This window comes from Phocaeicola sp. RTP21198st1_B8_RTP21198_201120, assembly GCF_040929485.1.
GTDB lineage: Bacteria > Bacteroidota > Bacteroidia > Bacteroidales > Bacteroidaceae > Phocaeicola > Phocaeicola dorei.
In genome coordinates, this window is sequence record NZ_JBCOCI010000036.1 from 32,008 (window position 1) to 47,525 (window position 15,518).

Sequence of the window (15,518 nt, forward strand, 5' to 3'; positions counted from 1 at the left end):
GATTATACCAATGTAAATTGTTCTCATTCGGTTTTTATGTAAAACTGTATAATCTGTGATGAATGGTTTTTATTTTAAATTATCAATAAAGAAATTGGCTACGCGAGTCAGTAAATGTCTAGTTGTGTTGCCTCCACTGATTCCATGGTTGCGGTTGGTATAGATTTGCATGTCAAATTGCTTGTCGGCCTGTACCAATGCTTCACTATATTCTGCGTTGTTACGTAAGTGTACATTATCATCTGCTGTGCCGTGGATCAGCAACAATTCACCGTTCAGTTTGTTGGCACGGTTAATAGCAGATGCAGCATTGTAACCTTCCATGTTTTCTTTGGGGGTACGCATGAAGCGCTCTGTATATACCGAATCGTAGAAACGCCAGTCTGTAGGAGCTGCAACAGCGACTCCTGCTTTGAATATCGGTGTTCCTTCACTCATGGACATTAATGTATTGTAACCTCCATAGCTCCATCCCCATATACCGATACGGTTACCATCCACGTAAGGTAGTGTACTTAAGTATTTGGCGGCTTCTACTTGATCTTTCGATTCTTTTACTCCTAAGTTCAAGTAGGTACATTTTTCAAAATCAGAACCCCGGCCACCAGTTCCGCGTCCGTCTACACAAGCCATGATGAAACCTTGACCGGCCATATAAGCTTCGAACATGCCGCCATCTCTACGGGCTCCAATTCCCCATTTGTCTGCAACTTCTTGTGAACCCGGTCCACTGTATTGGTGCATGATAACAGGATATTTTTTGTTTGGATTGAAATTTGCGGGTTTCATTATCCAACCATTCAATTCCACACCGTCATTGGTCTTGAAACTAAATAGTTCTTTACTTGGCATATTCAGACGTGAAACTTGGTGTTTCAATTTGTTATTATCTACTAAGGTTGCCAACTCTTTACCATTATTGTCATTAAGGGTAATGACAGGAGGGGTGTTGATATTAGAGAAAGTATTGATGTAATACTTCATATTGTTACTGAAAATAGCTTTATGAGTTCCTTCCTGCTTGGACAGTTTGGTCTTTTTACCTTTGCCATCCACTTTGTAGATAGCGGTGCGTAGCGGACTGCCTTCATTGCTCTCAAAATAGAATGTGTTGGTAGCTTCATCCCATCCCAGGAAATCTTTCACTTCGAAGTTTCCTTTTGTGAGTTGCTTAACCAGGTTTCCTCCGCTAGTGTAAAGATAGAGATGGTTATAACCGTCTTTTTCACTCATCACTACAAAATTTTTTGGATAGAAAACGATGTTGGAGTATGCTTCTTCTTTAATGTATTGGGGAGCTTCATCACGTACCATCAGTTTACACAATGTACTTCGTGGATTGGCAAAATAGAGGTCGAAACGGTTTTGATGACGGTTCAAAGTCATGATTGCCAACGCATTCTCATCATCCGTAAACTTGATGCGAGGAATATAACCGTCTGCGTCTAGAGGCAAGTCCATCTTGCGGGTTACCTTACTTTTTATATCAAAAGTATGAACGGTTACTTTGGAGTTGTCAATTCCTGGCATAGGGTATTTGTATTCATATTCTCCCGGATAAGTGCTGAATTTCTCTAATGCGGGAACCATACCTTTGTATAGTGGAAAAGAATACATAGGTACTTGACTCTCATCAAAACGGATATAGGCAAGCATCTGGCTGTCTGCACTGAAGTCGAAAGCACGGTTGAAACCGAATTCCTCCTCATATACCCAGTCGGGAATACCATTTAGTACTTCGTTGAATTTGCCGTCTTTGGTTACTTGTGATTCACTGTTGCCAAACAATAATTTTACCAGATAGATGTTATTATCACGTACAAAAGCTATCTGATTGCCATCCGGTGAGAATAAAGGAACCTGTTGTGGGCCGTTTTCTGAGAGCGGTTCCATTTTATTGTTTTTTACGTTGAAAATATAATAATTGGCAGTAAACGAACGACGATAAATCGGTTTGGTATCAGTCTGTATTAGAATCAGTTTCTCATCGGGTGACATGATATAGTCATCAAATGACTTGATGCTACAGTCACGGGCCGTATTTACATCGAAGATGGTACCTGTCTCTTTGCCGGTCTTGAAAGAATACTGCATGATTTTTTTGCCATCAGTACTCATTTGGGTGTAATGTTCTCCATCCAACATCGGTTTGATACCTCTGATTCCTTCGGCACGATACGTTCTGTTTGCTACGTCTTGCAAGCTTACTTGTTGGGCTCCGACTGTCAGCAGGCAGAAGAATAAAATAATAAATATGCTTAATTTTCTCATAATAGATAAATTCTTTAAATGATAATCAAAGACAAAGGTAAAACTTTTGTTTGAAAATACGTATCTTTGTCCCGCAAAATAAGTTCATGAACAGAGAGATGCTTTATAACGACTTATCCGGCTTTTTAGCCATGCACTTTCCTTGCAAAGTGCAGAAGATTTCTATTAATGCCGGATTTACTTGTCCTAACCGTGACGGCTCGGTAGGATACGGAGGTTGCACTTATTGTAATAATCAAACATTTAATCCGGCCTATTGCCATACGGGAAAGTCTGTTACTCAGCAGTTGGAAGAAGGAAAGCGGTTCTTTGTACGTAAATACCCGGAAATGAAATATCTGGCCTATTTTCAGGCTTATACCAATACGTATGGGGAACTGGAAGAGTTGAAAAGAAAATACGAAGAGGCGCTGATGGTAGAGGATGTGGTAGGGCTGGTGATAGGGACTCGTCCGGACTGTATGCCGATATCATTACTGGATTATTTGGAAGAGCTTGGTAAACACATTTTTGTATTAGTGGAGTATGGCATTGAAAGTACGGATGATGAAACGTTGCGCAGGATAAACCGGGGACATACTTTTGCCGTTTCTGCAGAGGCTGTTCGGAAGACTGCAGAGAGAGGGATTTTGGTAGGAGGGCATATAATCCTTGGTTTGCCCGGAGAAAAAAGAGAAATGTTAATCGGACAGGCCGGAGTACTTTCACAATTACCTCTGACTACTTTAAAGCTGCATCAGTTACAACTTATTAAAGGTACGCGTATGGCGAGTGAATATGTGAAAGATCCTGAAGCTTTCCATCTTTATACAGCTGATGAATATGTTGATTTAGTCATTGATTATATAGAACATCTTCGTCCGGACATCGTACTGGAGCGTTTTGTTTCCCAATCACCCAAAGAATTGTTGATAGCTCCTGATTGGGGATTGAAAAATTATGAATTTACGAATAAGGTGAAAAAGCGGATGAGAGAAAAAGATGCCTGGCAAGGCAAATACTATAAATATTAAAAGAAGGAAACAGATATGGAAATCAAAGGAAAAGTACATTATGTGGGAGTGAATGACCGTAACAAGGCTTTGTTTGAGAACTTGTGGCCGTTACCTTACGGTGTGTCTTATAACTCTTATTTGATTGACGACGAGATGGTCGCCTTGGTGGATACAGTAGATGTATGCTATTTTGAGGTTTATTTAAAGAAAATTCGTAGTATTATCGGTGATAAACCTATCAATTATTTGATTATAAATCATATGGAACCAGACCATTCCGGTTCTATTAGTTTGATCAAGCAATATTATCCTAACATTGTGATTGTCGGTAATAAGAAGACTTTCGAAATGATTGAAGGATTTTATGGTGTAGGCGGTGAGCGTTATGTAGTGGGTGAAGGAGATTTTTTAGCTTTGGGACACCACAGACTGCGTTTTTCATTGATTCCAATGGTTCACTGGCCCGAAACGATGGTTACTTTTGATGAAACGGAAGGTATTTTGTTTTCCGGTGACGCTTTCGGTTGTTTTGGTGCATTGAATGGTGGTGTGGTTGATACAAATATTAATACAGATATTTATTGGAATGAAATGGTGCGCTATTATTCTAATATTGTAGGCAAATATGGTGCGCCGGTACAGAAGGCCTTACAGAAATTGCAAAACTTGAAAATAACGACTGTTTGTTCTACTCATGGTCCGGTATGGACGGAAGAAATTCCTCGCGTGGTACGTATTTATGACCGTTTGAGTCGTTATGAGGCTGAAGAAGGGGTTGTAATAGCTTATGGCTCGATGTATGGTAATACAGAAGAAGTGGCAGAAGTTATTGCAGAAGAACTGAGCAAGCAGGGAATTCGTAATATCGTGATGCATAATGTTTCTCATACCAGTCATTCTTTTATTATTGCGGATGTATTCAAATATAAAGGACTGATTGTGGGATGCCCCACTTATAATACTCAGATGTATCCGGAAATGGAAGCTCTGCTGAGCAAGCTGGCTTCTCGCGAGATAAAGGGACGTTATCTGGGATATTTTGGCTCATTTACATGGGCTAGCGCTGCTGTGAAGAAAATTGCAGAGTTTAATGATAAGTTGAAATTTGAGCCTGTCGGAAATCCTGTAGAAATGAAACATAGCATGAAGGCCGAAACTAACACTCAGGCAAAGGAGTTGGCTAAGGCTATGGCTGATCGTTTGAAAGCGGATAGAAAATAAATCTTGTGATAGAACATAAATGACGCAAATGACACATGATTGGTAAGATCAAGCTTGTGACAATTGCGTCATTCGTGTTCTAAAAATTTCTGACGTTAGGCTTGATGTACAGTAAGCTGCGGGAATGGGAAGTTAATTCCTTCTTTATTAAAAGTAGTATAAACAGTCTGATTCATACTGAAAAATACGTTCCAATAATCCGAACTATTCACCCATACGCGGATTTTTATATTTACACTGCTGGCAGCAAGTTCTCCTAATTCAATAAAAGGGGGCGGACTGGTAAGAATACGTTTATCATTGGCTATGATTTCGCGCAATACTTTTTCTACTTTATTATAGTCTTCTCCGTAGTCCACGCCAAAATTCCATTCTATACGGCGGGTGTCCAGTTTACTGTAATTTGTAATGACCCCACTACTCATGGCTCCATTAGGTACATATATCATCTTGTTGTCTGCAGTGATAAGAATAGTATGAAAAATCTGTATTTCTTTTACTGTTCCCGAGGCACCGGTAGAAGCTTCGATAAAGTCCCCCACTTTATAAGGCCTGAACAATAAGATAATCAGTCCTCCGGCAAAATTTTGTAAGTTACCAGACAGTGCCATACCGATGGCAACACCGGCAGAAGCGAGAAGTGCGGCGAATCCTGTCAGTTCGATACCTAATTTCCCTATCACAGCAAGAATCAGCATGATGAGCAGTAAGATATTCACCATACTCTTTAGGAATGACTGGATACTCGGGTCCACTTTTCTTTTTTCCAAAATACGTGCAAAAAGTCTGTTCAGCCAATTTATGAGGAACTTTCCGATTATAAAAATAATAAGTGCTCCTAATACTCTTTCTCCTAATTGAATGCCGGAGTCGATCAGTTTCTCTAATGCATTGGTTAATTGAATACTTGTTTCAGATGCTAATAACATGATAAATTTACTTTAATTTGACATTTCTAATATATAAAACAATTCAGATTAAAAATCGTTCAGAATACCTTTGCCTTGGCGTACAATTTCTGCTTCTCCGCTTGTACAGTTCACAATGGTAGAAGGTTCTATGTTTCCGATACCTCCGTCAATAATTAGTTCTACCTCTTTCCCGAATTTTTCTTCTATTAGTTCTGGAGTGGTAATATATTCTATGTCTTCACCATCTTTCAGAGGCAACGTGGTGGTCATGATCGGTGCTTTTAGTATATGGCATATTTCTCTGATGATGTTGTTGTCAGGTACGCGTATACCTACTTCTTTACGGTTCTTGAATATTTTGGGCAGACGGTTTCCCGTATTCAGGATAAAAGTAAACGGTCCGGGAAGATTTCGTTTCATTAGCTTGAATGTGCTGTTATCTACTTTGGCATATTCGCTGATATTGCTTAAGTCGTAACAGATAATGGATAAATTGTTTTTACGTGGATCAATGTTTTTCAGTTTGCAGATACGTTCTATTGCACGTTCTTTCAGGCCATGACATCCTATGGCATACATCGTATCGGTAGGGTAAATAATTAACCCGCCCTCTTCCAATATCCGGATTACTTCTTCCAGATCTTTGGGATTATTATTCTTATTATAAAGTCTTAAAAGCATGTTATTTTAATTTTTAGAATTTTTTTCACGCAAGCGTTCCGCAATAGCCCATTGTAGGGCGGCTTCCTCTTCTTTTCCTACTTTCATCAATACGTCTCCGAAATATTCATGGGCCTTTGGATGTTCCGGTTTTAAAGAAACAGCCCGGTCAAAATCTCCCAAAGCTCCTTCTATATTATCTAGTGCTAGTCTGTTTTTTCCTCGATTATAAATAGCTTTGAATAAAGCGGGACTAAGGCGTACTGCTTCATTCAGACAAACTTCGGCTTCGTAATATTCCTTGTCATTATGTAATGTGATACCTTTACGCACCCAAGCGTCCGTATAAGAAGGATTCAATTCAATCGCTTTGTCATAATTGGCAATAGCAGCACGTGAATCATGTGCTTGGATAATACATTCATTTCCCATTAAATAATATTCGCGGGCATATTTTTCAAGATTTTTACGTTGTACATGGAATTGGTCTTTTAGCCGTTTGTTTTCGACCTTCAAATTGTTGATGATTCCCAGTTTCTTACGTATAAATCTTTTAATCAAAGGTTTTTCGATGTCATAACGTGAATGGATGGCAAGAAAGAATTGTTCTAGAAATCTTTCAAAATCACCTTTGTCGAAGTGTTGTACTGCTTCTACATATTGTACATCAGCTTGTGCCTGCTTCAATGCTTTTTCAATGGACTGGCGGTTGTTGAATCGTTGAGAGAACTTTACTATTTCCGGACGGACAAAGATATCTCCACGTGTAATTTGCTTTTTTAGTTGGATGCCGTTTAGTGAAGTACAGCGGCTCAATGCTACGTAGGCTTGTCCACCGGCAAACACCCCTCCTGTAAAATCAATAACGACCCTGCTGAAAGTCAATCCTTGGCTTTTGTGTATAGTGATGGCCCATGCCAAACGGATAGGATATTGTATAAATACTCCTAACTCTTCTTCTTCTATTTTTTTTTCTAGTTCATTGTACCTATATCGTATATTGCGCCAACTGTCTTTTTTAACGTCAAATTCTTGCCCGTCTTCTGTGATAACATATAATGTATCCTCTTCGTCTATACCTGAAATGGTGCCAATCGTACCGTTCACCCAACGGCGGTCGTAATCGTTTTTTATAAAAATAATTTGTGCTCCTGGTTTTACTTCCAGTTCCATTTGGGTGGGAAGGCTGCTTTCTGGAAACTCTCCATGTATCTCACCGGTCAGAATCGTTGATTCTCCAGGCAGTTCAGATAATTTCTTTTCATTGATAAAGTCTACGGTATCTCTCCGGGTAGCAAGTGTGATATACATATCACTTTCATTTTCTTCTATTTGAGTGTTGTAACGGGTGTTTAGTAGTTGTAAGTCAGCTGCTCCGGCAGTATTGGTCCGGATATGATCCAATACATTAACAAAAACTTTGTCCGACTGGCGGTATACTTTTGTCAGTTCTATGGATACCAACTCCATTTCCTGAAAGACTCGTGCCGAAAAGAAATAAGGGGTGGGATAGAAGCGGTTGATTATCTCACGTTCGTCATTTTTAATGACTGGTTCAAGCTGAAAAATATCTCCTACCAGCAAAATTTGTTTGCCTCCGAATGGTTCACGCATATTTTGTGAATATACCCGCAATATTTTGTCTATAAAGTCAATAATGTCTGCCCGAACCATGGAAATTTCATCGATGATCACTAATTCTATTTCTTTTATCAGTTTGCGATGGGCGGAAGTATATCTTAGAAAGCTATGTAACTTTCCATCTTTCAAACTGAATTTAGGATCATCCGGCAAAAGTGGATAGAATGGTAATTTAAAAAAACTATGCAGTGTGCTTCCACCGGCATTGATAGCTGCGATACCTGTGGGAGCCAGTACTATATGTTTCTTTTTGGTTACTTCGCAGACATATTTTAGAAAAGTAGATTTACCTGTACCCGCCTTTCCAGTGAGGAATACTGACTGACGTGTATATTGGATAAGATTCAAGGCATCTTGAAACTCTTTATTATGGGTATCTACTTGCATTTGTCCATACGTTTAAAAATGAATGAACAAAGATAGTGGAAATCCCGTAAAAGGGCATAAAAAAGACGGTTAAATAACCGTCCTTTTTTATAGTCCTACAGGGTGTTGCTCTGTATTGGTTCTAATTTACTTTGTTTCGTTCAACATAACGTAACCCCAAATCATAGGATCAGCGTTAGCGATTTTGTGAAAAATGTTTTTTACCTTTTTCATAATGTTATCCTTTCTTTTTTAATTAATACCTAAAAACACTCATAAATAGCAGGCATACCTCCCGGTTAGCCTTCTTTAAACAATCTTTCTTTTTACCTTAGTAGCTACTAAAAAATATCTTTTTATGTTTTACAACACAAAGATAAAGCTTTTGTTCGTTATAATATGTATTTTGCAGCATATTTTTAATCAATATTCCAATTTTATTGATTTAGGTCAACAAAGTAGGAGCTTCTTGTTGCATTTTGGTGAATATTTTGTTCGTTTCTGCCGTATAACATATAAATCAGTTTGCTTACCTCAAGAAATATTGTTTGATTTGTGATATCATAATAATATCAAAATAAATCATTATGGAAACAAAAGAAATGTCTTACAATGAGCTGGTAATCAATGGATTTATGGCTTTGTTCTTTAACTTGGTTATGTTGCCTGCACTAGTATTCCTGAACTTTTTGATTTTTGGACAACTACCTTGGTTATCTATTCCTGTTTTATTTGTGCTGGTATTGTTGTTTGTGCTGATGCTTCCGGGATATTTTTCTCAAGAACCTAATGAGGCACGTGTAATGGTGTTTTTCGGTGAATATAAAGGCACTTTTAAAAACACAGGCTTCTTTTGGGTAAACCCTTTCATGAACAAGAAAAAGTTGTCTCTTCGCGCCCGTAATCTGGATGTGGAGCCGATAAAGGTGAATGATAAGATTGGTAATCCTATTCTGATAGGGCTGGTTTTGGTTTGGAAATTGAAAGATACCTATAAGGCGATGTTTGAGATTGATGCGCAGACGATGGCGGACAGTAAAGGGACTGGGACGGCAAGTGTTAGCGTGGCAGGGCGTATGAATGCTTTTGAAGATTTTGTACGTGTGCAGAGTGATGCGGCTCTTCGCCAGGTGGCCGGACAGTATGCTTACGATGACAATGAGCATGATACTAATGAACTGACCTTGCGTGGCGGAGGTGAAGAAATTAATGACCAGCTGGAACGTCAGCTTAATGAGCGTCTGGCTATGGCCGGTATGGAAATAGTAGAGGCCAGAATCAATTATTTGGCTTATGCCCCAGAGATTGCAGCGGTGATGCTTCGTCGTCAGCAGGCAAGTGCTATTATTACCGCGCGCGAAAAAATAGTGGAAGGGGCTGTTTCTATGGTTAAGATGGCTTTGGATAAATTAGCCGAGGATGGAATTGTAGAACTGGATGAAGAAAAGAAAGCCGCTATGGTCAGTAATTTGTTGGTAGTGCTTTGTGCGGACGAGCCAGCACAGCCGGTAATTAATTCCGGAACGTTGAATCATTAATGTAGGAAATGGCAAAGAAAGAGATGATAAAAAGCTTTGTGCTCAGAGTGGACGCAGAAACTATGGAAGCTATCGAGAAATGGGCGGCAGATGAATTCCGTTCTACGAATGGACAGCTTCAATGGATTATAGCGGAAGCTTTGCGCAAGAGTGGCAGAATGAAGAAAAAGAAGACAATAATCAAAAAAGAAGAAACAGAATGATACAGTTATTTTGATTGTTTATACTGTTTTGGGTCTGTAAAAAGGGCATCAATATCGATAAAACAAATTATTTTTCTTATTTTCATAGGGTATTTTAATCCTGGGTGATCTTATAAGTAGAAACAGGATTAGTATTTACTTTTTTAATACCTTAATGAATATGAGAGCGCATAAAAAACAATTTATTGAATGGACACTGCTCATTGTTCTTTGGCTGAGTGCCATTCCGGGATGGAGCCAAGAGGAGGTACCGTTTGCTGAAGAGAATACTTATATTACAGTCAGCGGTGTAGTAAAGGACAAACAAAATAGAAGGACTTTAGAGTATGTCAATGTATCTGTTCCGGGCAGCAGTGTGGGGACGGTGACAAATGCGGATGGTGAATTTTCTTTGAAGATAGAAGATGCGGAGATGGTTTTTGCTTTAGAAATTTCACATATCGGTTATCATAACAATAGAGTACGTTTAGATAAAGAACATTTATCGGATTTAAAGATTTACCTTACCCCTCATGCCAATATGTTGAATGAGATTGTGGTTTATGCCCACAACCCTCGTTTTATAGTGGAAGAGGCCATTCGCAAGATTCCTGTCAATTACAGTAATAAAAACAATATGCTTACCGGTTTTTACAGGGAAACTGTTCAGAAAGGGCGTCGTTATATCAATATTTCGGAAGCTATTATTGATGTTTACAAGACTTCTTATGAGGATATGACAACTACTCGAGACCGGGTACAGGTTTTGAAAGGACGTCGGCTGCTTAGTCAGAGAGCCAGTGATACGTTGGGGGTGAAACTGGCTGGCGGTCCTACTTTATCTATCTATGTGGACATTGTGAAAAATCAGGATGCGTTGTTGGATGTGGAAACGTTGAACTATTATGATTTCTTTATGGAAGAACCGGTACAGATAGACAATCGTCAGCAATATGTGATCAGTTTCCGTCCCCGTGTTGTTTTGCCTTATGCCTTGTATTATGGCAAATTGTATATTGATCGTGACAAGTTGTCGTTTACTCGTGCGGAATTTAGCTTGTCTATGGATAATAAAGTCAAGGCGGTACAGGCTATTCTTGCCAAGAAACCTTATGGCTTACGTTTTAAACCACAGGAACTTTCTTTCCTTGTTACCTATAAAGATGTGGATGGGAAAACCTTTCTGAACTATATCCGTAACCGTATTCGGTTTAAGTGTGATTGGAAGCGCAAGCTTTTCTCTACCGGTTATACTGTGCTTTCAGAGATGGTGGCAACGGATAGGGAGGAAAATAATGTGGCGATAATTCCCGGAAAGATGGCTTTTCATCAGAAAGATGCTTTTTATGATAAAGTGGATGAATATTGGAGCGAGGATTTCTGGGGCTCCTATAATATTATTGAACCTACGGAATCATTGGAAAATGCAGTCCATAAGTTAAAGAAACAATCGCGTTAAGGCCTCGGATGAAGTTTGCATGGTTGAAAAGAATTACCAAAAAAGAAGTGGATGCTGAATGATTTGTTAACACTGACCAAAATAAGGGAGGGAGATATAAAGGCGTTTGAAGATGTGTTTCGCCGTTATTATTCCCCTCTCTGTTGGTATGCCATGAGTATCACCGGCAGTATGGAGGCTGCGGAGGAAATCGTAGAGGAGTTGTTTTATGGGTTTTGGAGAGATCGGGAGAGGCTGCCGTTGTTCCGTTCTATGAAAAGCTATCTTTATGTTGCGGTGCGCAATCAGTCTTTTCAATATTGCGAGCATCTGGAGGTGAGAAACAAATATCGGGAGTTTGTTCTCTCGCGGAAGGGGCGGACACAGGATAGCAGTCCTCAAGAAGAGATAGAATACCAGGAATTAAGACATTTGATAGATACTACGCTTGCTCGGATGCCGGAACGAAGGTTGCGCATATTCCGGATGCATCGTATGGAAGGTAAAAAGTATGCGGAAATAGCTTCGCAGCTTTCTTTGTCGGTGAAGACTGTAGAGGCTGAGATGACAAAAGCTCTTAAAGCATTAAAAAAAGAAATTGAGAATTATATTATAAGGACATGAGTGAAACAAAAAGAAATAAGGAAAGAGTGGATCGGGCATGGAATAAATTGTATGACCGTTTGGATGCTGACGGACTTTTGTTATCAGGCCGGCAGGATAGGAAACGTTTGTCTGCATCCATGTTGTGGAAGTGGGGGGCTGTGGCTGCTATATGGGTCGGAATATGTGTCTTTTTGACTGTTACTTATCGAAAAGTGGGCGAATCGGTAGAAGCCCAGGCTTTAATTATGCAGGAGAACACGGAGCAATCTACTTTGGTGACCACACTCGAGGATGGATCTATTGTCTATATGGGTGGGGAAACCTCTTTGCAATATCCTGAACATTTCTCTATGGACAAGCGTGAGGTTAGTTTGCAGGGAAACGCTCTGTTTGATGTGACCGGTAACCGGGAACGTCCTTTTCTGATTGAAACAGAGGAGGTCAGAATTGAGGTCTTGGGAACGATGTTTCATGTGAAGAGTGATGTAGGGAGTACTTTCGAACTGTCCGTACAGCGTGGCAAGGTCAAAGTGGCATTGAAAAATAAAAATCAAGAGATGTATGTCAATGCAGGTGAAGCGGTGACGCTTAAAACACATCAATTGCGTTTCACTGATTATAGGGACGATACCCGGATAGCTCATTATTGGAAAAGTATGCGTTTCAAAGACGAATCTTTGATGAATATCCTTAGAGTTATTAATATGCATTCTTCCGGTTTGCAGCTTAAGACTTCTCCCTCCTTAGGGGAGCGTCGGCTTACGGTTGCATTTTCTGGGGAAGCTCCGGAGTCTATGGCAGAGCTTATCTGTTTGGCTATGAATTTAAAATATACTCGTGAAGGTGATATAGGTGTTTTATCCGAATAAAGTGGGAAGATGAATCATATTCGTACATATCATTATTATTGGCATATCTTCTTTTTCAGTTTGCTGGTTTGCATGGCAGAATTTACGAAAGCGGCGGATAGAGATGTGTTGGAGCGAGTCATTTATCTTGCTAAGAGTAAGGGTACTGTCTATACTTTACTGGGCAAGGTGTCCGAACAGTCTGGTTTTCTTTTTGTTTATGACAGCAAGGTGGTGGACAATGATCGTATGGTGAAGTTGGGGGCAGGACAGCGCACTATTCGTCAGGCTGTTTACGAAATTATCGGTCGGCAGGATATCAGTCTGCGCATTGTGGAGAATCATATTTTGATCAATCAGTTGCAGGTGCAATGTCCGGTTGTTACCACTTCTAAAGATACTTTGGCCTATTTTACTTTAGAGGGCAAATTGCAGGATAATCAGTCAGGGGCTCCCATTGCTTACGGCACGGTAGGGGTAGTCGGTACTTCTATAGGCAGTATTACCAATCAGGATGGCGAATTCCGTTTACGATTGCCCGATTCGTTGAGACAGGGTCGCATCGGGGTTTCTCATGTGGGGTATGTGGGACAGGAGATGGATATGTCTTTATTAGAGGCTCAACACGCGGTGTGGTCTCTGGAACCTCGGGTGATTCCTATTCAAGAAGTGGTGATTCGTGCTGTCAATCCTATACGGTTGTTGCGTGAGATGTTGAAAGCTAAAAAAACAAATTATGCGTCGGTTCCTGTTTATCTCACTACATTTTATAGGGAAGGGGTTCGGTATAAACAAAAATTTCGTAATCTGACAGAGGCTGTTTTTAAAATCTACAAACCTTCTTCTTTGTTGAATCATTCTCAGGATCATGTAAAACTATTAAAAATGAGTCGCATAGTCGATAGTCAGGAACGGGATACACTGATAGCCAAGATGAGTGCGGGAATTGATGCTTGTTTGCAACTGGATATTGTCAAGAACTTGCCGGATTTTCTGTTGCCTGACGGTAAGGGTAATGTGTATTTTTATGCCTCCTGTGATATGACGGTGATAGACAATCGTTTGGTTAATGTGATTTCCTTTCGGCAAAATAAAGGAATAAAAGAACCTCTTTATTGTGGCGAATTATATATTGATGCTGAAAACAATGCGTTGGTTCAGGCACGTCTTGAAATTAATCCTGCTTATGTGAGGCAAGCTACGGATATGTTTATAGAACGAAAGACACGGAAGTGGAAAATAACCGCGCAAGAGGTGGTTTATACCATTTCTTACAGGCAGTGGAATGGCATTTATTACATGAATCATATTCGTGGCGATCTCTATTTTAAAGTGAAACTTAAACGGCAATGGTTCAGTGCTTCTTCCTTGCATACATGGTTTGAAATGGTTACCTGTAAGGTGGATGTAGATAATGTGACCCGTTTCCAGCGTAAAGAACGGATGCCTACACGCACTATATTTTCGGATACACATTTTAAATATGATGCTGACTTTTGGGGAGAGTTTAATGTTATTCCGTGGGAGGAAGAACTGGGTACTGTCATTGAAAAGTTGTCTCCTAAAATAGAACAGATAGAATATTAAAATAAAAGTTGGATACGGAGCATTGTACTTAGCATCTTTTGTCATGATATGTGACATAGAATGTGTTAGCCTGATGTTTGTAAGTTTGTATATTCATCAGTCTTTAGTTTAAAATCGATTCGGCTGTCCGGTCAATATTTTACCCGTGTCAGAAAGCATGCTTTTACACGTATGTCTGCATAGGGCTACACATATTGTATGTGCGGACTTATGCGGATGTATGTGGAATCTCCCATATAACAACTACATTAGGCCTAAAAACAACTATGCAAATCTGATATAGTAATAACAATAGAAGTTGTTAACTAAATCCTAGTACACATCTGTGAAATCATTCACTTCCAAAAGATAACGAGCTTTCTTAAAAGTGTCTTGGTCTTTTTACTGCTGCCGGGGGGGCTATCATATTCCGTGGAGGTATGCACACTTTTTGCGGGAAAAAGGCCCGAGAACGCTCTATTTTACATTAAATTGGAATAGTCTATAAAAAGAAGTATATATAATTGGAAGCAAGCATGTTATACAGAAATATGCTTCAAAACACAGTGAGGGCATGGGTTGTAAGTGAGGGTGATAATTTTTACTCTAACTACATAAGTTGTTTATAATGAGTTTGTTGTACACAAAGTGAGGGCATGAGGGCATAAAGGTCCGAACTTCCTAATGAGAAAGAATGATGCGTCAAGAAGACTTTCGGAAATTGTCCGAAGAATAAAATGATCCTTTAAGAGCTAAAATCCTTCCCTATGATTTTGCAGGTGAGCCGATGTTTATCCAATATTCATTTTAGTCTATCGCGCGCGATATATAATATGGTGTGTACTTTTTGATATTGCAAAATGGATTATCGAAATAAACATTATAGATAATCTGTAAATCAGTTATTTATAAGTATAATCATAAAAAAAATAGAAAAAACAATAGATATATTTGGATAAAGAAATGAAATCAACTACTTTTGCATCCGCTTAGCAAGAGAGGTAAGTTTAAAACTGACAAGATGATTTGAATAACATAGATGAAACAAAAAAGTTTTAAAAAAAGTTCGATTTTTTTTGGTGGTTTAAAATAAACACTTTATCTTTGCAAAACATTTCCGGGTAAAACGGAAATAGACAAGAATAAGAGTTCTTTGAAAGATTTAAGATAAACAAACAAGTAGTACAAGCCGGTGCATCGTATATATAATATGGTGTACGGAAAAACAAGAACCGTCAATATTTTTATTGTATTGATAGATTTGGAGTCCTTGAG

At 39.2% G+C, this 15,518-nt stretch carries 12 protein-coding genes; 8 read left to right on the forward strand and 4 right to left on the reverse strand.

Annotated features, from left to right (window positions below; genetic code table 11):
• Positions 1-69: 69 nt before the first annotated feature.
• Positions 70-2,271, reverse strand: coding sequence for a S9 family peptidase (locus tag AB5935_RS13840; protein ID WP_007836116.1), 2,202 nt, complete (start codon positions 2,269-2,271; stop codon positions 70-72).
• An 86-nt stretch (positions 2,272-2,357) separates the two neighbouring features.
• On the opposite strand from AB5935_RS13840, the gene AB5935_RS13845 reads away from it, so the two are divergent.
• Both AB5935_RS13845 and AB5935_RS13850 read left to right on the forward strand, forming a co-directional pair.
• Positions 2,358-3,284 carry a TIGR01212 family radical SAM protein gene (locus AB5935_RS13845; RefSeq protein ID WP_007836114.1) on the forward strand — a complete coding sequence of 309 codons (927 nt, stop codon included), beginning with the start codon at positions 2,358-2,360 and terminating at the stop codon, positions 3,282-3,284.
• Positions 3,285-3,299: 15 nt separating this feature from the next.
• A complete protein-coding gene (locus AB5935_RS13850; protein WP_007836106.1) occupies positions 3,300-4,487 on the forward strand; it encodes an FprA family A-type flavoprotein in 1,188 nt (395 codons plus the stop codon).
• Between the two features lie 95 nt (positions 4,488-4,582).
• Here AB5935_RS13850 and AB5935_RS13855 read toward each other — a convergent pair whose 3' ends face one another.
• Genes AB5935_RS13855 through AB5935_RS13865 form a run of 3 tightly spaced genes read right to left on the reverse strand, consistent with a single transcriptional unit; the run spans position 4,583 to position 8,086 of the window.
• Positions 4,583-5,416 carry a mechanosensitive ion channel family protein gene (locus AB5935_RS13855; protein ID WP_007836103.1) on the reverse strand — a complete coding sequence of 278 codons (834 nt, stop codon included), beginning with the start codon at positions 5,414-5,416 and terminating at the stop codon, positions 4,583-4,585.
• A gap of 48 nt (positions 5,417-5,464) precedes the next feature.
• Complete coding sequence (locus AB5935_RS13860; protein WP_007836102.1) at positions 5,465-6,079, reverse strand: L-threonylcarbamoyladenylate synthase; 615 nt, start codon at positions 6,077-6,079, stop codon at positions 5,465-5,467.
• Positions 6,080-6,085: 6 nt separating this feature from the next.
• Positions 6,086-8,086 (reverse strand): AAA family ATPase, encoded by a 2,001-nt coding sequence (locus tag AB5935_RS13865; RefSeq protein ID WP_007836100.1) that lies wholly within the window; start codon positions 8,084-8,086, stop codon positions 6,086-6,088.
• Positions 8,087-8,652: 566 nt separating this feature from the next.
• Between AB5935_RS13865 and AB5935_RS13870 the strand changes: the two genes are divergently transcribed.
• From AB5935_RS13870 to AB5935_RS13895, 6 genes are all read left to right on the forward strand, one after another.
• Entirely contained in the window at positions 8,653-9,603 is a 951-nt protein-coding gene (locus AB5935_RS13870; RefSeq protein WP_007836089.1) for an SPFH domain-containing protein, read from the forward strand.
• Between the two features lie 8 nt (positions 9,604-9,611).
• Positions 9,612-9,806: an Arc family DNA-binding protein gene (locus AB5935_RS13875; protein WP_007836087.1), complete on the forward strand. Its 195-nt coding sequence runs from the start codon at positions 9,612-9,614 to the stop codon at positions 9,804-9,806.
• A 160-nt stretch (positions 9,807-9,966) separates the two neighbouring features.
• Positions 9,967-11,244, forward strand: coding sequence for a carboxypeptidase-like regulatory domain-containing protein (locus AB5935_RS13880; protein ID WP_007845831.1), 1,278 nt, complete (start codon positions 9,967-9,969; stop codon positions 11,242-11,244).
• A gap of 51 nt (positions 11,245-11,295) precedes the next feature.
• Entirely contained in the window at positions 11,296-11,847 is a 552-nt protein-coding gene (locus tag AB5935_RS13885) for an RNA polymerase sigma-70 factor (RefSeq protein WP_007836084.1), read from the forward strand.
• Positions 11,844-12,698, forward strand: a complete 855-nt coding sequence (locus AB5935_RS13890; protein ID WP_007840745.1) for a FecR family protein — start codon at positions 11,844-11,846, stop codon at positions 12,696-12,698. The genes AB5935_RS13885 and AB5935_RS13890 overlap by 4 nt, the downstream gene beginning before the upstream one ends.
• Before the next feature lie 9 nt (positions 12,699-12,707).
• A complete protein-coding gene (locus tag AB5935_RS13895; RefSeq protein WP_008656320.1) occupies positions 12,708-14,264 on the forward strand; it encodes a carboxypeptidase-like regulatory domain-containing protein in 1,557 nt (518 codons plus the stop codon).
• Positions 14,265-15,518 lie beyond the last annotated feature (1,254 nt).

What these genes read in the sequence shown, in the direction of transcription:
- AB5935_RS13840 (WP_007836116.1), bottom strand. Translation starts at nt 2,271, where the DNA reads ATGAGAAAATTAAGCATATTTATTATTTTATTCTTCTGCCTGCTGACA.
- AB5935_RS13845 (WP_007836114.1), top strand. Translation starts at nt 2,358, where the DNA reads ATGAACAGAGAGATGCTTTATAACGACTTATCCGGCTTTTTAGCCATG.
- AB5935_RS13850 (WP_007836106.1), top strand. Translation starts at nt 3,300, where the DNA reads ATGGAAATCAAAGGAAAAGTACATTATGTGGGAGTGAATGACCGTAAC.
- AB5935_RS13855 (WP_007836103.1), bottom strand. Translation starts at nt 5,416, where the DNA reads ATGTTATTAGCATCTGAAACAAGTATTCAATTAACCAATGCATTAGAG.
- AB5935_RS13860 (WP_007836102.1), bottom strand. Translation starts at nt 6,079, where the DNA reads ATGCTTTTAAGACTTTATAATAAGAATAATAATCCCAAAGATCTGGAA.
- AB5935_RS13865 (WP_007836100.1), bottom strand. Translation starts at nt 8,086, where the DNA reads ATGCAAGTAGATACCCATAATAAAGAGTTTCAAGATGCCTTGAATCTT.
- AB5935_RS13870 (WP_007836089.1), top strand. Translation starts at nt 8,653, where the DNA reads ATGGAAACAAAAGAAATGTCTTACAATGAGCTGGTAATCAATGGATTT.
- AB5935_RS13875 (WP_007836087.1), top strand. Translation starts at nt 9,612, where the DNA reads ATGGCAAAGAAAGAGATGATAAAAAGCTTTGTGCTCAGAGTGGACGCA.
- AB5935_RS13880 (WP_007845831.1), top strand. Translation starts at nt 9,967, where the DNA reads ATGAGAGCGCATAAAAAACAATTTATTGAATGGACACTGCTCATTGTT.
- AB5935_RS13885 (WP_007836084.1), top strand. Translation starts at nt 11,296, where the DNA reads ATGCTGAATGATTTGTTAACACTGACCAAAATAAGGGAGGGAGATATA.
- AB5935_RS13890 (WP_007840745.1), top strand. Translation starts at nt 11,844, where the DNA reads ATGAGTGAAACAAAAAGAAATAAGGAAAGAGTGGATCGGGCATGGAAT.
- AB5935_RS13895 (WP_008656320.1), top strand. Translation starts at nt 12,708, where the DNA reads ATGAATCATATTCGTACATATCATTATTATTGGCATATCTTCTTTTTC.